Source organism: Paenibacillus sp. CMM36 (assembly GCF_053570945.1).
In genome coordinates this window covers 381,576-400,038 of sequence record NZ_JBSEDY010000003.1, presented here as the reverse complement: position 1 = coordinate 400,038, position 18,463 = coordinate 381,576, and the positions used below count along the sequence as shown (strand labels likewise).

Below are 18,463 nucleotides of genomic sequence, written 5' to 3'. Positions count from 1 at the left end.
AACAGATCAACCAGCCGCCCTGGAAAGTTTCCATTCCTTCTCATTGCGGAACTTTTCAGAGCCTCGCGAACGTGATGTAATCGACTTGGGCAGGCTCTGCCGATTCGATCCGAAGTGCCCGGTTGATCTGTCCCCGGTGATATTGTCCATGTAAGAGGACCTGCAACAGGCTGTCCCGGACGGACGTTCGGAACGGAACCCCGCTCTGGTTCGCATAGTCGATCATCTCATCCAACTCGGATTCCTCGAGCCCTTCGATATAGACACGATATTGTTCGGCGTTTTCTTCGAACATCGTCCGGATCGCCGACAGGTCTTCAGCTTCCTCCCACAACGAATATTGCGCGCTGCCCTTGCCCTGCAATCGGGACAGCCAGACTCGTTCCGCGACCGCGACGTGCCGAACCAGCTTCAGAAGGTCCTTGTTCTTCGTCTCACTCTCCTCGAGCGCGTCCAAGATGCGTCCGTCCGCCCAGTACAGGTGGTCCATCATGCACTTGATCGTCTTCATTTCGGTTTCCCCCTCTTCATCTCATCGATTACTTGAACCTACTGTTAACCGTTAGTTTAATCATTTGAATGAACTAAAACAACCTTTTTTGGGGTGAATTCCTTGTTGCTGTAAACTTCCAAGGAGAAACGTGCAATTTCAAAGGGTTTAGTGGCTTGTCGCTCCCTTTTGGGAAGAACTCATGGGAGATTAAGCCTACTCTGGTTGCTGCACCATCCTCATTTTACGTTTAGCCTTGAAAGATCTTTGATACTTTAATTTCATAACCCTTCTCAGGCACTGCCTTTTTTAAAAAATCATTTGGCTAGGTCTATTTTGTTATTGTCTTTTTGGGGCTACGACCATCCTTCATTATATTCCATTTTTAAATATTAATTAAAGAACATACGCGGGTAGCAGTAGTGATTTAAAAGAGCCTTATCTTAATCTAGCACTAAGAAAACACTTTATTTTCATCTGACAATCACGTAGAAGGTGCCAAAAAAGCCTATCTAATGAACAGACATACGCAAAACGTATTATCTATGTCCATCAGATAGGCTTTTATATAACTACTACCGTTTAATAACGATCAGCTTTGTTTCCAGCATTTCTTCCATGGCATACTTTACGCCTTCGCGTCCGGTGCCACTTTGCTTCACACCACCATACGGCATATGGTCGACACGGAAGCTTGGAATGTCATTGATCACCACGCCGCCAACCTCAAGCTTGTCTGCTGCATCCAGCGCAGTCGTGATATTACGTGTGTAAATTCCCGCCTGCAGGCCATAGATCGAATCATTCACATGGTTTACGGCTTCATCTATAGAGCTAACAGAATGAATCAGCACAAGCGGGGCAAACACTTCACGACAGGATACCTTGGAAGTCGGGTCCACATTAAGCAAAACCGTCGGCTCCAAAATACCTCCCTTGGCTTGACCACCCAGAGCGATCCTCGCACCTGCTTGAACGGCTTCTTCCAGCCACTCACGGACACGTTCGACATCCTTGGCTGAAATAAGCGCGGATACATCCGTGTCCGGCTCTAGCGGATCTCCCATTTTTAAACGTTGAGTTGCTTCTATAAATCGGGATACAAAGGTATCATACAGTTCATCGACAACGTAAATACGTTGAACTGATATGCACACCTGCCCTTGATTGGCAAAGGCTCCACTCACACAACGGTCGATGACCGCTTCCACATCCGTATCACGGTCGATAATAACGGCCGCGTTGGAACCCAGCTCCAGCGTGACCCGCTTCAAGCCAGCCTTGGAGCGAATTTCTGTACCGACCGCCGGGCTACCGGTAAAAGTGATATAGCTGACGCGCGGATCAGTGACAAGTACGTCGCCATTGGTTTTACCATCGCCGCTGATCACGTTAAGAGCGCCCGCAGGCAATCCAGCCTGCTCCAGCAGCTCCGCGATTAGGTAAGCCGACAACGGCGTCTGCTCCGCAGGCTTTAATACGACTGTATTGCCTGCTGCCAGCGCGGGACCCACTTTATGAGCGACCAGATTCATCGGGAAGTTAAATGGTGTAATAGCTCCTACTACTCCGACAGGTTCTTTGAGCGTGTAGGCCATACGGCCCTCGCCGCCCGGTGCGGCATCCAGCGGAATGGTTTCCCCGTGAATCCGTTTGGCTTCTTCAGCTGCGAACTTGTAGGTTTGCACCGTCCGATCAACCTCCGCCAGCGCAGCTTTCCATGGTTTTGACGCTTCGCGTGCAATGAGGCGCGCTGCATCCTCACGCCGCTCTTCCAGCAGGTCAGCCAGTTTCTCCAAAATGGCTGACCGCTGGTGCGCTGGCATGGCTCGCATCTCCGAGCGTGCATCAGAGGCCGCCTGAATAGCAGCCTTGACATCTTCTGGCGTGGCCTCTGCCACCTCAGCAATGATTTCCCCGGAATACGGTGATTTCAACGTCGTGTACGTTGAAGCTACCTTCCATTCTCCTCCAATAAATAAATGCTGCTGCATGCTTTTTCCTCCTTTTCTCTATATTAACGTCTCTTTTACCATCTATTTTACCGTCAGCACCGGACAAGGTGCATGCTGAATCACATGATGGCTCACGCTGCCCAGTATCATTTCAGAAACAAGTCCTTTTCCCCGTGTTCCCATAATGATCAGATCCACCTTTTCCTGATCTGCAATTTCACAAATGATACTCGCTGGATTACCATGACCCGCTAGCATACGGCAAGGGATGTCCGCGTTCTTTAAATAGTCGGATGCAGGTTCTAAGATATGACGCCCCTCCTCTTCGATCCGTTCATCCACATCCACCCCAATCGGGGGCTCATTCATGGATAGAGCTGGGTTTACATGCAATACAGTCAGATGCGGATTCCCCTGAAGCTGTTTAGACAACGTTTTGGCTGTCTCCAACGCCTTCATCGCGTGTTCCGAACCATCAATCGCGACCAGAATATGTTTGTATTCGTTCATACTCTTTTCCTCCTCAGAAGTTCGATATTAGTGTGCATCCACCTGAATATCCTGCATATGTCGACGACGTACGATCAGCACAGCTACACCAATCAGTACCATCAATGCTCCAAAATAAAACGGGGTTTCTGCTGAGTACCACTCTGACAGCTTCCCTGCAAGCCACGGCGAAATGGCCCCACCCAAAAAACGCATGAAGCTGTAGGCCGCAGATGCTGTCGAGCGCTCCACTGGAGCAGCCTGCATAACAGCAGTTGTAATCAATGTATTGTTAATCCCCAGAAAAATACCAGCTACAATGACGGCGACAATGACAGTCGTTGGCGAGCCAGCTACCGTCCCAATCGCCATAACACCTAAATCAATGGCAAATAGCGTCAGCATGATACTAATGGAAGATACCACGCTCAAGCGTGCTTGAATCTTTGGTGCTACAAACACCGAGGTAAAGGCTAGCATAATTCCCCAGCCAAAAAATACATAACCCAAACCATGCTCGTCCAGATGCATTACATATGGAGAATACGCCATCAACGTAAAAAATCCAAAGTTATATAACAACGCTACAATACCGAGCGTGAGTAAAGCTGGATAACTAAGCGCTTTGAACGGATCGGCAATGGAACCGCGTTTTTTGGGCTTTGGAATCGAAGGCAGCATAAACGTAATGAACAAAAATCCCACGACCATTAGTCCGGCTACACCGAAAAACGGACCACGCCAGGAAATGGAGCCTAACTCACCGCCCAGCAGCGGACCCACTGAAATCCCGAGGCCCAAGGCCGCTTCATACAAAATAATTGCTTTAGCTGTTCCAGAAGTAGACAGACCTACAATCGCAGATAACGCTGTTGCGATAAACAAAGCGTTCCCCAAGCCCCAGCCTGCCCGGTAGCCCACAATTCCGCCAACTGTATTGGCCGTGCCGCCAAGTCCAGCAAACACAATAATAAACAAAATCCCGGTTAGTAACGTCCATTTGACACCCAATCGACTAGATACGACGCCCGTAATCAGCATCGCAACGCCTGTTACCAGGTTATAGCTGGTGAACAGCAATGACACTTGGCTTTTCGTAGCATGAAGCTGATCGGCAATGGCCGGAAGAATCGGATCGACCAATCCCAGGCCCATAAATGAAATAACACAAGCAAAGGCGACCGCCCATACCGCTTTAGGTTGAGACAGCAAGCCTGAGCGTTCTTTTAGCTCTTCAGGTAATGCATGTTGTGAACTCATATTATGATGTTACCTCCACATCTGAATGTAAATGTTCTTGTTATGATGGGTTGTGATCAAGTTCCTCATCCAAAAGGGTTTTGCGTTCACGAACCCTGACCCGCAACTCCTCCAACTCAGTCTGGAGCAAACGGATGCTGTTGATTTTTCCCTCCATTAATTCCAACTGTTCGTTCAGTGTACCTTCCATATCCTCCAACATGGCCCGTCGCTCGTTCGGTTGCAAATGCTCCGTTCGCTCGCGATATTCCTCCCGCTGACCCTTGAGCATTTCCGCTGCGGACATGTAACGCTGAAGCTCTTGCAAGGAGAATCCAAGTACTTCCTTGGCACTCACTATTTTTTTTAGTAAATCCACATCCTCCTGCGTATACAGGCGCATATTTCCTTCACTGCGTTGCGGGGAGGGCAATAATCCGATCTCCTCATAATAACGAATAGTTCGCTTCGTCAGACCACTTTGCTTGGCGACCTCATCAATTTTATACGTAACCATGACACCCACCTTATGAAAAAGATTATATATAAATACTACGCCTATATAACGTTAACGTCAACGTAAACTTTGATATAAAAAGAAACCGCCTCTATTGGAGACGGTTCCTGTTTTGACTAGCACGGTCATAGACCCGAAGCATCGGCGCTCAAGCCCATGAATATAGCTTTAGATGAAAATGGTACGTGTGATGATAACCAGCAAAATGAAGAGTACCAGAATAACACCAGTGGAAGTAAACATGTTGTAGCCGCCACCACCGCAACCTCTTTCTACTTCACCCATCTTAAGTTCCTCCTCCCTCTGTCGATTACAACAAATCGCCCGAAATCAGATTCATGAGCTACGAATTAGATGACGAATGCTTTGGAAATAATAACGAGCAGAATGAAAAGTACCAGAATCGCTCCTGTAGATGTAAAAGCTCCATAACCAGCGCCTACTCCAGACATGGTGATTCCTCCCTTCATGGTTTACAAGAGCATCTTATGCTTATGCCATCATTCATGATAGGGACAAATGCCGCGCCTGCCGCCCAAATCTAGGTTTGGTATTGTATAGTCCTGTTATTCTTCGGACCCGAGCATGCCGTGATACAGGAGGTTTCGTGCCTGCTTGGCAAGCACAGACGGACTTTCACGTCCAGGTAGCAATTTCGTTAACGTCAGCCGTTCAATCAAGCCGATCACGCATTCTGCTATCAGTTCAGGGTCCAGTTCCTCACGGCACGAGCCCCATCGTTGCGCAGCCAGCAGATGCTTTTTGATATGCTCGGCCATTTCCGCCTTAATGCGCACCGAGTCTGCCGCCTGGTAAAATCCGACACGGGTGATCGCCGGATTGTTAGACAACACGCGAAAAATAGCCTCCAGAAACACTTGTCCCCGTTGCAAAATTTCAGCTTCGCTTTGATCCGGACCTATCTTCATGCTTTGAACCGTTTCATTCACCAAAGTACGAAAGCTCTCCACAAGCTCATCATACATCTGTTCCTTGCTTTCAAAATGAATATAAAAATCCGGCTGCGTCAATCCTGCGCGTGCCGCGATCGAACTTACCTTTGTCTGATAAAACCCCGTCTGAGCGAACTCTTCAGCCCCTGCTTCCAGTAACAACCGTCGACTCTCCCGACTTCTGACTCCTGCTCCCATCACGGTCTTGCCCCCTTACGCCACAAATCTATCGTATTATAAAGTTCCTTTGCAGTAAGAACAACGGGCTTGAGGATGATATATACCTGTCCTTCAAAAGTCCTAATACAGAAGGACTGAAAGTTTTGGAAAATCAAGGGCATCTCCCTACAAGGTATAATTAACCAATCTGACGGTGAGCGAGCAGGATTTATTACGCTCAGTGATGAGGACAATATTTGCGCATCATCTCAATCGTCGTCAGATCATCATCCAGCCCCCGTTGTTGCAAGCCGTCGATAATTTGCTGACGTTCCTGATCTTTGACATTTTGACCGAATTTAAACTTGGCGGTCCAATCCTCCGGTACAATTTTGATCAGAGCGACCCCTTTCAAACGTGAGGCATACCGAGAATCGCTAGCATCAATCGTGTCATACCCGCCTTCCGGTTGCAGCTTACTCATAAAAATGGAAAAGGCCGATGCTTTTTCTTCCAAATCCACTACATGCTCCGCATGACCACGAACGGTAATGCTTTTAAAAAATGAAGTCGCCGGACATGCCATATGTTCATCCGTAAAATAAGATGGAATGAGCGCATATTCTTTGGCGGCTGAAAAAGTAACCCGATTATCCTCTTTCATCTGTTCCATCTTTTCTCCAGCACGGCTGCCATGAATATAAAAAACGCCATTTCCATAAGCGAAATTCAAGGGAACCACACGCGGAAAACCATCCTCGCTGTTCATGCCTAAAAATCCGAAACTGACCTCGCTTAGAAACTGCTCTATTTCCTCTAGTTCTGCCACCGCAAATTCTTTCCTTCTCATAGAGAACTCTCCCTCCATCTATTGACCAATGATACATTTCAGATTATGTTGAAAATGGATTCATAAAAAGACCCAATATGAACGAAAGTGAGTGGCCCAATCGAAGGAGAAGAGTATGGATATTACGATTGCATATCAGCGCGCGCTTCAAAAATATCATCTAAAATACTTGGCATTGTATCATGCTCTTCGTGAGGGAATCCTCAATGGTTCCCTTGCGAGTGGTACGCGTCTGCCTTCCACTCGTGATCTGGCTGTGATGTATGGAATTTCGCGAGGGAGTGTTAAAGAAGCATACGATATGCTGCTGGCAGAAGGATATGTAGACTCGGCAGTAGGCAGAGGAACCTTTGTTATGCAACAGACAGCGGTGCTACCAAACCCATCTCAAATCGGCCTGCAGAATCAGAATCCACCCGTTTCCAAGCAAAAATCCCCTACGCTGTCAGCATGGGGACAACGAATCATGCAGATCGAAAGAGAACGAAACTTACAGTCGTCTCCTGTTTCTGCTACAGATAGAGACCGTGCACAACAGCCTTTGATTTCTTTTCAGGCAGGAGAAGTTGTATTGGAGGGCAATTCACAGATCGCATGGAAAAGCGCACTGACTGCCGCTGGAAAAGATCTGCAAAAGCCCTCGGCTGACGAAACTACTGCGCCAGTGAGCGGTGATGAATGGCTACGTGAAGCGATTTGCCATCATGTTGGCAGAACACGCGGAATTACGGCCAGCCCGGATCAAGTCGTATTATGCAGTGGTTCCATGGAAGTAATCACGTTATTAAGTCAGTTGCTTATTCATGAACAAGATCGAATTGTATTGGAGAATCCTTGTTATTCCGGCATCTACCGTGCAGTTACTGCCTCAGGCGGACAGATACTCGCTGCCGAAATGGATCAACACGGAATTGTCCCACAGGATTGGGATTCCAAATTGCTGTTTGTTACACCTGGACGACAGTTTCCAACCGGGGCAGTTTTGCCATTAACACGACGTCAACATATTTTGCAATGGGCAGCATCCAAGGGAGCGTGGATCATTGAGGACGATTATGACAGTGAATTCCGCTGGGCAGGACGACCCATTGAACCGTTAAAAGCACTGGATTGCGCAGAATGTGTCATCTATGTCGGTTCCTTTTCCAAAAGCATGTTCAGCAGCCTTCGGCTCGGGTTTGCAATCCTGCCCGTTGAATTAGCCCAAGCGCTGACAGCTGCCAAACGACTATACGATCCCCTGCCGCCTGCCCGCTTGGAACAGCGCGCACTGGCACGTTTTATGATGCGCGGCGACTACGTTCGCCATGTGCGTCGGATGACTCGCATATACAGGTCTCACTACGACGCGTTCCAGCGGGAAATACAGCAGTTGAATGAACTGTTTCACTGGCATCAGAACAATTGCGGACTACATGCCTATGCCATCTGGAAGCATGATTCTGCCCAGTATCATCATTTGATGCAGACAGCACGATTTTACGGAGTCACATGGCGTGATGCCGCTGATTACCAACTGACACCGGGACCTCCATCAGCTTGCTTTATCTTTGCTCACTTAACGGAGCAGCAAATTATCGAAGGTGTTAAGCGCCTGCGCCAGGCATGGGACAGTATCAAACATGAGTATCACGGAGCAAAGCTGAGGCTTTAAAAAGGTACTCCATTCGCGCTTTGTATATAGCAAATTAGACTAACGATAAAGAAGAATTGCCCTTCCCACTCTCTTACTTTTTCATATGATGCTAGTAACTTAAAAGAATTGGAGTGAGAGAAATGGCAATTAGTCCGCTTTGTAGACAGTTTGCAGCTATATTAAAAGCAACACCTCAAATCATCAACGGAGTTTGTACTGCATCTACAGTCAGAAATAACATCAAGCCGATCATTTTAGGGAAAAGGGCCAGATCCTTTCTTGCCATACCCCAAGCTTTTTCTTTCGAAAGTATTGGCCGTAACGGAAAAGGATTATGTCTTGGTGAAACCGTGATTTTGACCGCAGAAATTAATCCGTTTATTTCTCGACTTCGTAAACACGATATCAAAGTGACGGCACTGCACAATCACTGGCTATTTGATAACCCCAATCTCTGGTACATCCACTTCGAAAAAGTAGAAAAACCGCTTGTTTTCGCCACAGAAGTGCGTGACGCGCTTAATGTCTTGACAACGAAGCCTGTACGGCCGGTTATTAAGAAAAAGTAAGCTATCAATAAATGCAAAGATCCGCTTTGGCGGGTCTTTTTTTGTTATGGGCGGAACATAGGACAAAACAGATTAATATTCTACATTAGCCCATTTATCTAAAAGGAGAGCTTTATGAAAAACAAATTAATCTTTGATTATATTGTCGTAGGAACAGGTCCTGCGGGTGCTGTAATAGCGAAAACCCTTACGGATGATAAGCAAACATCGGTTCTTGTGCTGGAAGCAGGGGAAAATAACGATAAAGATAAACCCATTAGGGACTCTACCTTTGCCCCGGAGCTGGAGGAACAATTTTTCCCTGAATACTTTTGGCAAGGGGAAGGCATTCCACAAAATGGAGTAGACGATCGGTCATTCGAATGGACCACAGGACGGCTGCTAGGCGGTGGCTCTTCAATTAACGGCGAGCAGTATGTACGGCCTACTTCGGCTGTATTTAGAGAATGGGAAAAACTTTTAGGCCCATTATGGTCACCTAGAAGAGCCATTCGCCGATTCAAAAAACTAGAAAAATATAATGGAGAAACGAATAATCCAAGGGTTCACGGATATAGCGGACGGATTGATATCAGGCAAGCTCCTGTAAATCCCACGTCTATGGCGCAAAAACTAACCTTGGCCATTGAACGTGCTACAGGTTTTCCGGAAATCCTCGATTATAACGATCCTAAAACTCCCCTTGGTCCCTTTACCCGATGGCAGTTGTTCCAAAAACCAAATGGACACAGGGAAAGCTCTTCAACCGCTTTTCTCTCGCCAGGCATCATGACTTCTTCCGGACAGGGCGTAAACGGCCGGAAGTTGAGGGTTTTCTTTAAATCAACAACTTTGCGCGTTCTTTTTACTAACAAGCGCGCTGTAGGAGTGGAATTCCTCCGTGAAGGAATATGTACACGAGCTTATGCGCGGAAGAAGGTTATCGTCTCAGCAGGCATTAACAGCGCCCAGTTATTAATGCTATCCGGAATCGGACCTGAAAAATCGCTTAAAGACAAAGGGATTCATGTAGTATTTAATAATCCCAATGTAGGCAAACGCCTGCGTAACCATACTCTGAACTTTGCCTCCTTCTCAACCAATCCCAAGGATCGCGCACTGCCTTCTAATGATCCAAGTGCTCTATATACGGGTGGAGCCTTCTTGCCTGATCCCAATGGAACGGAGGACCATCGTCGGGCGGTTCAAATGCTAGGTATAGGTTCGGAAGGCATGCTTACCTTAGGTTTGATTTACTTACGCCCTGCAAGCCGGGGATCGATCAAACTGCAAAACAACGACCCTCTGAAAATCGTGCTTGCAGATGAAGGCTTTCTCTCGAATCCCGAGGACATGGAAGCGGTGAAAAACATATATAAAAATTATGTCAAAAACATAGCGGCAGAGCTGACGGCCATTGATCCATCATATCAGCTCGTTTCTCCTACGCTTGACGTTATTGACAACGACTCTAACCTGGAGGAGTTTATCAAGCAAAATTTTGGCCATAATCATCACCAGCAAGGCTCTCTTCGCATGGCCCCATTAAATAGAGGAGGCGTCGTGGATCGCAGAGGTAACGTGCATGGAGTCAAAAATTTAATCGTTGCCGATGCTTCCATCATCCCCTTCACGGTCGATGGCAACACATCCGCTGCTGCATACCTGATAGGATATACCATAGCACGACAATTAAAGCTGCTGGATAAAAATATACGCGCTCGAAAGTTAAGACGGCAACGATATGAAGAATATGAAGAGTAGCCTGAGACTCGTTCGTCATTTGCGGCGGATGACTCGAATATATCCCCTTATTTAATTACTAGCCCCAAAAGGCCCACAAAGGATGAAGCCTGATGCGGTGAGATGATGCAGCCATTCAAGTCTTCTATCTCTACTTGTAATCCATCAAATTCGCAATCACTGAGATCAATTCCCTTGAGCTTGGACCCCGACAGGGTGGCTTGATCCAGATTGCAACGGGCAAAAGAGGTTTTTTGTAGTGTTAAATGATACAGATCTGCACTTATCAAAGAACAATCCTCAAAACCAACTTGCTTGAAATTAGCAAAACGGAACATCGAATAATCCCCTAAACAATCCGAAAAACGAACGTTTTGGAACCTGCTTCTCGAAAAATCCGTTCCGAGCAATTTGCAGTTTCTGAACTCTACCCGATGGATAAAGGAACCTGAAAAATTAACATTCGATAGATCGCATTTATCAAAAATAACGTCTGTCCATTCACTTTCCGGCAATGACGATTCCATGATCGTTACATTTTTAAAAGTCATCTTCTCTAATGAAACCTTAACCGCTTCCATATTGTCCAAAATGATATCCTCTACAGACCCTATACTGAGTTCGTCTTTGGATCGTATGGAGCGCATTTCTTCATTTAATACGGGTAAATCCGCAGGAATCTTTGGCAGCTCCATTTTATTTTTCATTATATCTCTACCTCCACGATTGAGAGCCCTCTAGGATATCTATATGAATCTATTTTCTATCAATTCTCATACATAGGGTAGCAAAAGTATTTCTCACACATATATTAACGTAGTGAGCACGCTCACGAACCTTTGTTAGGAGGTTGATAACATGGCAGTACAGCTATCTAATCAAGTGTTCTCCATCTCTGTCGGAGATTACGGGGATCTCTCTTCCTTGCGACTGGTAGGGGACACTTTTAATACCAACTATGTTATGAACAGCTCCAACGCACCTAAACAGAATACGTCGGATCATCAATGGCTGGGTGAACTCATGTTCACCTATCGTCTCGGCAACGGAGCGTGGACTCGGGCATGGACAAGCAATTCTGCTGATGCGCGCCAGATCACCTCTTCTGGAAACAGTGTCCAGGTAGCCTATCAGAATTCATCAAACCATCAGGGAATACGTAATTTCATTTTACATGAAACTTATTCGTTGGTTAACGATTATTTGCACTGGCAAATGAAAGTAACGAACAGCTCTAATCAAACGCTGGAGATCGGAGATTGGGGACTGCCACTTCCGTTTAACGAGTACTGGTCGGGTGGCAATAATGAACAAATTTATGAAACCAGAGTACTCTCACACTCCTTTGTAGGCCATAACAGTTCCTTTATTACCGCTGGACGACCTAGCGGCATCGGACCGTATGTACTACTAATCCCTGATGCCTCAACGGGGGCTGGTCTCGAATATCAGGACCATTGGAGAACTGAGGAGCATCCCGGCAGCACATGGGCTATGGAGCAAGGGGGCTGGTCCGAAGGACTGAATGTGTTCTATATCCACTCCAATGTCATCAAGAGCACCAACCGTGGCTATCTTGGAAGCACCAGTCTGTCGCTGGCTCCTGGTGAAAGCAAAACGTATGCTTTTAAATTTTACAAGGTAGCGGACGAGCAGGCCGTAAAGGACAGGCTGTACAGTGAGGGACATGTGGATGTGACCGTGGTTCCGGGTATGATCTTCCCAACCAATCTCAAGGCTAAATTCGATCTGCATACCAGCAAATCCATTACCTCTGTCACCGCGCAATATCCGTCGGAAACGACCATCAGCTATCTGGAAACAGCCCCTACAAACCATAAAATATATGAACTTACACTGGGACGACTGGGACATAACAATATTACGGTTAACTATGGTAACGGCGAAAAAACCGTTCTCCAGTTCTATGCCATCGAGCCAATCGAAGCTGCACTTCAGCGTCACTCTACCTTCATGGTCAACAGCACCCAATGGAACGTTCCGGGCGACCTGAGGGATAAGGTCTTTGATGACTGGATGATGCAGTACAAGGCCAAACGCAACAGCTTTGCTGGTTACTGGGGCTGGGGTGACGATTGGGGGCTAACTCACGGTCAGTTTCTGGCGGAGAAAAACGTTCAGAAGCCCGTGGCATCTGAGATCAAGGCAGTCGATGATTATTTGGAAGTGGCCATCTGGACGAATTTGATGGAAGGCCATCATAGCGATTATCTGGTTCCTGATTTCCTGATGCCGCAGCCTAATACGACACCAACGTACCGGGGCTATGCCTATCCGCACATTTATAATACGTTTTTTAGCATGTATAAACTTGCCAAGCTGTATCCCAACCTGATCAGCTATCGCAATAGCAAAAACACATATTTGCTACGTGCTTATCATATTTTTAAAGCGTTGTATGAAGGCCCTGTTGCCTATAACTGGAACACGGGACTCATGGGTGAGCTAACTACACCTGATATTATTAAAGCGCTTCAGGAAGAAGGCTTGACCACCGAGGCTAACGACCTGATTGCCAAAATGGCTACCAAGTACAACAATTTCAAAAACACCACCTATCCTTATGGCTCTGAGTACAACTATGACAATACAGGCGAAGAAGCCGTATATACACTCGCCAAAATGAACAACAACACGACGATGATGAGCAAAATCAACGCCAAAACGCGTGCTGCACGCGGTCATATGCCTGTCTGGTACTATTACGCCGATCCGGTCACCATCACCGGAGAGAATTGGTGGAACTTCCAGTACACCACCTCACTGGCCGGCTATCCGATGGATGACTGGACACGTCGGCATTCGCCCAAGCCCGAAGTGGATCAGCGTCTATCCTATGCCGCCAAGCTGGCAAACATCGGGGCGATTAACTCGGGACAGATCAGCTCTGATCCTGCCAATATCGGGGCGGTATCGTGGACATATCAGGCAGGCAAGGGCAATTACGGCGCCCTGGGTCTGGACGGCGGCCCTCTCTTTAACGGATGGCGTGGCATGTCCGGGGAAGCCGATCTAGGGCTGTTTGGAGCCATTAAAATTCTAAGCTCGGATGTTGCTGTCGATCCCATATTCGGTTTGTTCGGTTATGGCTGTGACGTTACAGAAAGCAATAACAGCTATACGGTTACTCCAAAAGACGGCGTATTCCAACGTCTGCATCTGATCACCCAGAAGCTGAGTCTGGAGTTGAACCGGGATCAATATAGCTTGGCCATCGTGTCCAAGTCCAAGAACAACATGCGCCTGACACTGAAAAATATGACCCCAGGCACGACTCATACCACCGTTATGAGCTTGACCGGACTCGCGGCAGGTACGTATGACGTGCTCGTAGACGGCACCAAGACCGGATCAGTCACGGCTGCTAACAGCTCTGTGACAACGGTCAGAATGAATATCGGTACGGCAGCCAACTATGATATCCGTATTCAGTCGAGTACAGGCAATCCGTCTCCCGCTGGAGACATTATAGCCCGTTATGAATTTAACGAAACGGCCGGATCTACCGCAGTCGATTCTTCCGGTTATGGACAGCAGGCCAGTGTAAGTGGAGGCACGTGGGGAGCCGGACGGAAAGGCAATGCCCTGCACTTTAACGGTACAGACGCCTATGCCAGCCTGCCCGGTGGTATCGTTAGCAGCTTAAATGACTTTACGATTGCTGCGTGGGTACGGGTGAACACGCATAACGGCTGGGCACGCCTGTTTGATTTTGGAGCAGGCACGGATCGGTATATGTTTTTGACACCTAAGGCCGAGGGAACTGGTATGCGCTTCGCTATCACTATCTCGGGGAACGGAAAGGAACAACAGTTGAATGCGCCGGAGCTGGCAACAGGGGTTTGGAAGCATGTCGCCGTGACTTTGTCAGGCAATACTGGAATGATGTATGTGGATGGTGTAGAGGCGACGCGTAACACGAACATGACGCTGAAGCCTTCCAGCCTTGGACTGACAAACCGGAACTATATTGGGAAATCCCAGTTCGATGATCCCTATCTGAACGGCGCAGTGGATGAACTGATCATTTACAACAGAGCCCTGACCGCTCAGGAAATCCGGGGCTTGGCCTCGGCAAGTAGCATCATTACAGCCCATGATGTGGGAGCCCGTTCATATGCTGAAGGAGCAGATTAGAATACATTTATGCATTCATTCATGCCGTTAACGTTGTAGATTGTGAATGATTTGTACCGTGAATCATTTGTGTCGTGAATCATTTTCGTCGTAAATGATTGGTATCGTGAATAATTCTTGCTATATTAGCTCCACCCCCGGATTTCTTAAGTTAAGTCTGTAATCAGGGGAGAAATCCGGGGAGATAGTGCTTCCGAAGCAAGCAGTCCTTCGGAAAGCTTTTAAAGCGACCGCTTTATCGAGACGATCAGCGGCAGCTTTTCCATCTGGAGGGCGTTTAGCTCCGTCTAATGCGTGTCGTTCTTGGTCTTAAGCGAACCAGTTCCTCACTGGTGAGTTGCCTAGTATAGGAGCGAGGGGAAGATCCTGTATCTACCCTCAGTACCCTGCCTGCCCCGTTGGGGCGGGCTACCCGTGTGTTAAATACCTGCATGGCCCACTGCACCGGAAAGGCTATGGATAAGCGACCATCTGCCGTGCCTGCATAGTTGACCGCAGCTGCATAATTATCTGACTGTCTGAGCCATACAGAGCCAGAATCCCCAGGTAGTGATACGGGAGTCGTACCTCTAATAACTGTCTGATCTTCGAAGGTCAGTAAGCCCAACTCTCCGCCATAATTGATTTGCAGGTCCGTATAGACGGACTCTACCGTGCCATTGACCCGCCCGGTCGTACGCCCTACCTTCTTCAACCTATCCCCTATGCGATAAGCGGTCACATGACCCGGGATCGCTCCTACTGTAGCGTAACGCGGATTGAGCAGGTTGTTACGGGTCGGAAGCGAAAGCGCCCCATCAATCAGGTTCGTTCCGGTGGGATTCAAGCGTACGTAACGATATAGCCGTCCTATACGATCCTGAGCAACCGTCCCCCCATCGGCTCCGCCTGGCTGAATTGTAGCCTCCCGATTGTCTGTATTGGAGGGATTGAGGACATGGTTGTTGCTAAAAAGATAACGTGTAGCCGGCGCTCCAGTTGGGGCAACGATGAGTCCGGTTGTACCGGAGCCTTCAATCGTCCCGACACTGTAGCCGGCGATGACCGGGCGTATGCGCACTCTGTAGTCCGTAGCATTGGCTCTGATCTTTCCAGTCTTTACAATTCGGACTGGAACGTTCGTTTTCTTTCCTAATGCGGTGGCCGACAGGAGTCCAGTAGAGGCCGACGCTAAACGGTCCGTGTACACAATGACAGCGGCTCCCCTTTTGGGATGGGCAGGGTCCCTGTATCCTACGCCAATGCCGTGGACACCGGACATTTTTAAGACTCGCTTGGCCATCCGCTTTTTCACTTGAAGCGCGGCCGAGAAGGTAGCCAACATAATCATCTCCTTTTACATTCAGATGAAATATTGTATGGCTAAGGCCGCTTCGCGTTCCATTCGATCTTACGATCGCTGTATTGAAAGGCATATGAAAACATACCATAAAATGGTATACTCATTTCCGAAATTGACATCTTATCATTTGATTCTGATGTTCAAGGAGGTACTTTATGTTTTCAATCATGTTGACATACAGCATACAAGCAATTGCAATTTTACTAATTATCTTTGAATCGTTGAGAAAAAACAGAAAAAAAGTAGGCTGGGGATCACTTTCACTGCTGTTATCTCTTCTTGGTATGGCTGTTTCTTTTGAATTTGGCGATTACATATGGGGAGACCAGTTGCTTTCCTTTTTAGGATTGTCCGCATGGTCCAATCCTGTCGATAATACTGGGTTTCACTACACCATTTATCTATCCAGTATTTTTTTTATTCCCAGTTTAATCATTGGATATAAAAATCCTAAAGAGTTTGGAGCTACAATCGGAAAACGGATTTCTAGTATATATCTATTTTTGATCATCATTTCGCTTTTATTTTTTATAATAAGTATTTTCTCGAAGTGAAAGTTGGATCTGCGTCGTTCCAAAACAAAAGCCTCCCTTAATTATAGGAAGGCTTTGATATTTATGTCATGGGGATGATGGGAAGTATCATCCGCCTGCCCACCGTCTCCATCTTATCCCTTAACCGCTCCCTCCGCGATTCCTTCCATAATGAATTTCTGAAAGAATGCATAGATCAGGATAACCGGGATGGAAGTCAGCACGAGCGCGGCCAGAATAAGCGACCATTCCTTGTTGTACTCTCCAAACAGCATATTGGTCGAAAGAATCAGGGTGTAATGGTTCACATCCGTCAGCATCAACAATGGAAGCAAAAAGTCATTCCAAATCCACAGAAAATCCAAAATCGCGATGGTAACTGTAATCGGCAGCAGCAAAGGAAATATAATGCGAAAGAACGTCTGAAACTCATTACAACCGTCCATTTGTGCGGATTCTTCCAGCTCACGCGGGATGGATTTGACGAATCCATGATACAAAAAGATCGCCATATTCACACCCAAGCCGATATAGATCAGAGCCAAGCCGTACGTACTGCCTTGAACGGACAAATCTTTTGCCATTCGTGTAAGCGGTATCATAATGGAGTGAAACGGCACCAGCATCGACGCGACAAATAGGAAGAAAATCGCACTGCTCAGTTTCCCCTGTGTACGAGACAGCTTGTAGCCTGCCAGCGCCGAACAGATCACAATGCCACCAATGCCGATAAAAGAAATAATCGTGGAATTCAGAGCACTGTTCAGCAAATGAGTCTGATGAAAAGCCTGACTGTAATTTTCAAAGTGAAGCTTCGTCGGCAACGCCGTAAAGGATGCAAACATCTCACCCTGTGTCTTAAACGAATTAATCACCGCCATGTAGATCGGGAAGAAGGACACGACTGCGCCCACGCACAAAATCAGCGTAATCAGCAAGGAATTGGCTTTCTTCAACCTCATGCCTCCACCTCCCTCTTCTTCATGACACGCAGCTGAATCAGGGTGAAAATAAGAACGATCGCGAACAAAATTACAGATTTGGCACTCGCATAACCATAACGGAAGTTGTTGGAGAACGCCTCCTCATAAATGTTCATTGTAATCACCTGTGTACTGCGCCCCGGCCCCCCGCCAGTCAGTCCGTATACGACCTCATACACCTTGAAGGCACCATTCAGCGTGAGGAAGAAACAGATCGTAATCGCATGGGTAATCATCGGCATCGTTACGCTTCGCAATGTCTGAAATGCGTTCGCCCCGTCAATAATAGCAGCCTCCTTCAAGCTTTGTGGTACACCTTGAAGCGCCGCCAGATAGATGATCATCATATAGCCGACCCCATTCCAGAGCGACACAATAATGATAGAGAAGAAAGATACTTTCGGATCGCCCAGCCACGATTGGCCCAAAAAGGCGATAGCCGTCTTTTCGGCGATCTGTGGCAGCACGGAAGAAAAAACGAATGTCCACATAAATGCGCTAATAATGGTACTGATCATATTGGGCATAAAAAATATTGTCCGGAAAAATCCTTTGGTACGTGTACGCGACTCAATCAACACGGCCAGAGCCAGTGCCAGTACATTTTGCAGCACAATCATGACGAATACGTATTTAAGGGTAAACCAAAGGGAATTGAGAAAATCGGGGTCTTCCTTCAACGATTCCACAAAGTTCCCCAAGCCGATAAAGCTGTAATTGGGATTCAATCCGTTCCAGTCTGTAAAGCTGTAGTACATGCCGCTGATCGTTGGAATGAGCAGGAAGATAGCATAAAAGATCAGCGCCGGGGCTGTAAACGCCAGTAGCATGACGTATTTTTTATAGATTTTAAAAGGCATGGAGTCTC

Annotated in this window: 17 protein-coding genes; 5 read left to right on the top strand and 12 right to left on the bottom strand. The window is 47.2% G+C overall.

Annotated features, from left to right (window positions below):
• Positions 1–55 precede the first annotated feature (55 nt).
• The 8 genes from ACWA2B_RS09060 to ACWA2B_RS09025 all read right to left on the bottom strand — a co-directional run bounded on the left by ACWA2B_RS09060 (position 56) and on the right by ACWA2B_RS09025 (position 6,652).
• A complete protein-coding gene (locus ACWA2B_RS09060; RefSeq protein ID WP_029515829.1) occupies positions 56–511 on the bottom strand; it encodes a DinB family protein in 456 nt (151 codons plus the stop codon).
• Between the two features lie 554 nt (positions 512–1,065).
• Entirely contained in the window at positions 1,066–2,484 is a 1,419-nt protein-coding gene (locus ACWA2B_RS09055) for an aldehyde dehydrogenase family protein (RefSeq protein WP_449291951.1), read from the bottom strand.
• Positions 2,485–2,526: 42 nt separating this feature from the next.
• On the bottom strand, positions 2,527–2,955 hold the full coding sequence (locus ACWA2B_RS09050; protein WP_069010959.1) for a universal stress protein: 429 nt from the start codon (positions 2,953–2,955) through the stop codon (positions 2,527–2,529).
• Positions 2,956–2,982: 27 nt separating this feature from the next.
• Positions 2,983–4,194, bottom strand: coding sequence for an MFS transporter (locus tag ACWA2B_RS09045; RefSeq protein WP_069010958.1), 1,212 nt, complete (start codon positions 4,192–4,194; stop codon positions 2,983–2,985).
• A gap of 40 nt (positions 4,195–4,234) precedes the next feature.
• Positions 4,235–4,690: a MerR family transcriptional regulator gene (locus ACWA2B_RS09040; RefSeq protein ID WP_069010957.1), complete on the bottom strand. Its 456-nt coding sequence runs from the start codon at positions 4,688–4,690 to the stop codon at positions 4,235–4,237.
• Positions 4,691–5,040: 350 nt separating this feature from the next.
• Positions 5,041–5,142: a hypothetical protein gene (locus tag ACWA2B_RS09035; RefSeq protein WP_014599460.1), complete on the bottom strand. Its 102-nt coding sequence runs from the start codon at positions 5,140–5,142 to the stop codon at positions 5,041–5,043.
• Positions 5,143–5,256: 114 nt separating this feature from the next.
• Positions 5,257–5,841 carry a TetR/AcrR family transcriptional regulator gene (locus ACWA2B_RS09030; protein WP_069010956.1) on the bottom strand — a complete coding sequence of 195 codons (585 nt, stop codon included), beginning with the start codon at positions 5,839–5,841 and terminating at the stop codon, positions 5,257–5,259.
• A 199-nt stretch (positions 5,842–6,040) separates the two neighbouring features.
• A complete protein-coding gene (locus tag ACWA2B_RS09025) occupies positions 6,041–6,652 on the bottom strand; it encodes a pyridoxamine 5'-phosphate oxidase family protein (protein ID WP_069010955.1) in 612 nt (203 codons plus the stop codon).
• Between the two features lie 115 nt (positions 6,653–6,767).
• On the opposite strand from ACWA2B_RS09025, the gene pdxR reads away from it, so the two are divergent.
• From pdxR to ACWA2B_RS09010, 3 genes are all read left to right on the top strand, one after another.
• Positions 6,768–8,306: a MocR-like pyridoxine biosynthesis transcription factor PdxR gene (gene pdxR, locus ACWA2B_RS09020; protein WP_449291950.1), complete on the top strand. Its 1,539-nt coding sequence runs from the start codon at positions 6,768–6,770 to the stop codon at positions 8,304–8,306.
• A gap of 122 nt (positions 8,307–8,428) precedes the next feature.
• Positions 8,429–8,857: a DUF1259 domain-containing protein gene (locus ACWA2B_RS09015; protein ID WP_039270545.1), complete on the top strand. Its 429-nt coding sequence runs from the start codon at positions 8,429–8,431 to the stop codon at positions 8,855–8,857.
• Between the two features lie 114 nt (positions 8,858–8,971).
• A complete protein-coding gene (locus ACWA2B_RS09010; RefSeq protein WP_029515838.1) occupies positions 8,972–10,600 on the top strand; it encodes a GMC family oxidoreductase in 1,629 nt (542 codons plus the stop codon).
• Positions 10,601–10,647: 47 nt separating this feature from the next.
• On the opposite strand, the gene ACWA2B_RS09005 is transcribed toward ACWA2B_RS09010, so the two are convergent.
• Positions 10,648–11,286, bottom strand: coding sequence for a pentapeptide repeat-containing protein (locus ACWA2B_RS09005; protein ID WP_029515839.1), 639 nt, complete (start codon positions 11,284–11,286; stop codon positions 10,648–10,650).
• Positions 11,287–11,437: 151 nt separating this feature from the next.
• On the opposite strand from ACWA2B_RS09005, the gene ACWA2B_RS09000 reads away from it, so the two are divergent.
• Positions 11,438–14,737, top strand: coding sequence for a DUF5695 domain-containing protein (locus ACWA2B_RS09000; RefSeq protein WP_449291949.1), 3,300 nt, complete (start codon positions 11,438–11,440; stop codon positions 14,735–14,737).
• A gap of 277 nt (positions 14,738–15,014) precedes the next feature.
• On the opposite strand, the gene ACWA2B_RS08995 is transcribed toward ACWA2B_RS09000, so the two are convergent.
• Positions 15,015–16,061: a hypothetical protein gene (locus ACWA2B_RS08995; protein ID WP_449291948.1), complete on the bottom strand. Its 1,047-nt coding sequence runs from the start codon at positions 16,059–16,061 to the stop codon at positions 15,015–15,017.
• A 173-nt stretch (positions 16,062–16,234) separates the two neighbouring features.
• Here ACWA2B_RS08995 and ACWA2B_RS08990 point away from each other — a divergent pair, with 173 nt between their 5' ends.
• The gene (locus ACWA2B_RS08990) at positions 16,235–16,633 is read left to right on the top strand and encodes a hypothetical protein (RefSeq protein WP_449291947.1); all 399 of its coding nucleotides are present in this window, start codon (positions 16,235–16,237) and stop codon (positions 16,631–16,633) included.
• Between the two features lie 113 nt (positions 16,634–16,746).
• On the opposite strand, the gene ACWA2B_RS08985 is transcribed toward ACWA2B_RS08990, so the two are convergent.
• Together ACWA2B_RS08985 and ACWA2B_RS08980 are read right to left on the bottom strand one after the other, a co-directional pair.
• Positions 16,747–17,574 (bottom strand): carbohydrate ABC transporter permease, encoded by an 828-nt coding sequence (locus ACWA2B_RS08985; protein WP_029515843.1) that lies wholly within the window; start codon positions 17,572–17,574, stop codon positions 16,747–16,749.
• The gene (locus ACWA2B_RS08980) at positions 17,571–18,455 is read right to left on the bottom strand and encodes a carbohydrate ABC transporter permease (protein WP_069010950.1); all 885 of its coding nucleotides are present in this window, start codon (positions 18,453–18,455) and stop codon (positions 17,571–17,573) included. Before ACWA2B_RS08980 ends, ACWA2B_RS08985 begins: the two co-directional genes overlap by 4 nt.
• Positions 18,456–18,463 lie beyond the last annotated feature (8 nt).

What these genes read in the sequence shown, in the direction of transcription:
- ACWA2B_RS09040 (WP_069010957.1), bottom strand. Translation starts at nt 4,690, where the DNA reads ATGGTTACGTATAAAATTGATGAGGTCGCCAAGCAAAGTGGTCTGACG.
- ACWA2B_RS09000 (WP_449291949.1), top strand. Translation starts at nt 11,438, where the DNA reads ATGGCAGTACAGCTATCTAATCAAGTGTTCTCCATCTCTGTCGGAGAT.
- ACWA2B_RS08990 (WP_449291947.1), top strand. Translation starts at nt 16,235, where the DNA reads ATGTTTTCAATCATGTTGACATACAGCATACAAGCAATTGCAATTTTA.
- ACWA2B_RS09060 (WP_029515829.1), bottom strand. Translation starts at nt 511, where the DNA reads ATGAAGACGATCAAGTGCATGATGGACCACCTGTACTGGGCGGACGGA.
- ACWA2B_RS08985 (WP_029515843.1), bottom strand. Translation starts at nt 17,574, where the DNA reads ATGAGGTTGAAGAAAGCCAATTCCTTGCTGATTACGCTGATTTTGTGC.
- ACWA2B_RS08995 (WP_449291948.1), bottom strand. Translation starts at nt 16,061, where the DNA reads ATGTTGGCTACCTTCTCGGCCGCGCTTCAAGTGAAAAAGCGGATGGCC.
- ACWA2B_RS08980 (WP_069010950.1), bottom strand. Translation starts at nt 18,455, where the DNA reads ATGCCTTTTAAAATCTATAAAAAATACGTCATGCTACTGGCGTTTACA.
- ACWA2B_RS09035 (WP_014599460.1), bottom strand. Translation starts at nt 5,142, where the DNA reads ATGTCTGGAGTAGGCGCTGGTTATGGAGCTTTTACATCTACAGGAGCG.
- pdxR (WP_449291950.1), top strand. Translation starts at nt 6,768, where the DNA reads ATGGATATTACGATTGCATATCAGCGCGCGCTTCAAAAATATCATCTA.
- ACWA2B_RS09025 (WP_069010955.1), bottom strand. Translation starts at nt 6,652, where the DNA reads ATGAGAAGGAAAGAATTTGCGGTGGCAGAACTAGAGGAAATAGAGCAG.
- ACWA2B_RS09030 (WP_069010956.1), bottom strand. Translation starts at nt 5,841, where the DNA reads ATGGGAGCAGGAGTCAGAAGTCGGGAGAGTCGACGGTTGTTACTGGAA.
- ACWA2B_RS09050 (WP_069010959.1), bottom strand. Translation starts at nt 2,955, where the DNA reads ATGAACGAATACAAACATATTCTGGTCGCGATTGATGGTTCGGAACAC.
- ACWA2B_RS09045 (WP_069010958.1), bottom strand. Translation starts at nt 4,194, where the DNA reads ATGAGTTCACAACATGCATTACCTGAAGAGCTAAAAGAACGCTCAGGC.
- ACWA2B_RS09015 (WP_039270545.1), top strand. Translation starts at nt 8,429, where the DNA reads ATGGCAATTAGTCCGCTTTGTAGACAGTTTGCAGCTATATTAAAAGCA.
- ACWA2B_RS09005 (WP_029515839.1), bottom strand. Translation starts at nt 11,286, where the DNA reads ATGAAAAATAAAATGGAGCTGCCAAAGATTCCTGCGGATTTACCCGTA.
- ACWA2B_RS09010 (WP_029515838.1), top strand. Translation starts at nt 8,972, where the DNA reads ATGAAAAACAAATTAATCTTTGATTATATTGTCGTAGGAACAGGTCCT.
- ACWA2B_RS09055 (WP_449291951.1), bottom strand. Translation starts at nt 2,484, where the DNA reads ATGCAGCAGCATTTATTTATTGGAGGAGAATGGAAGGTAGCTTCAACG.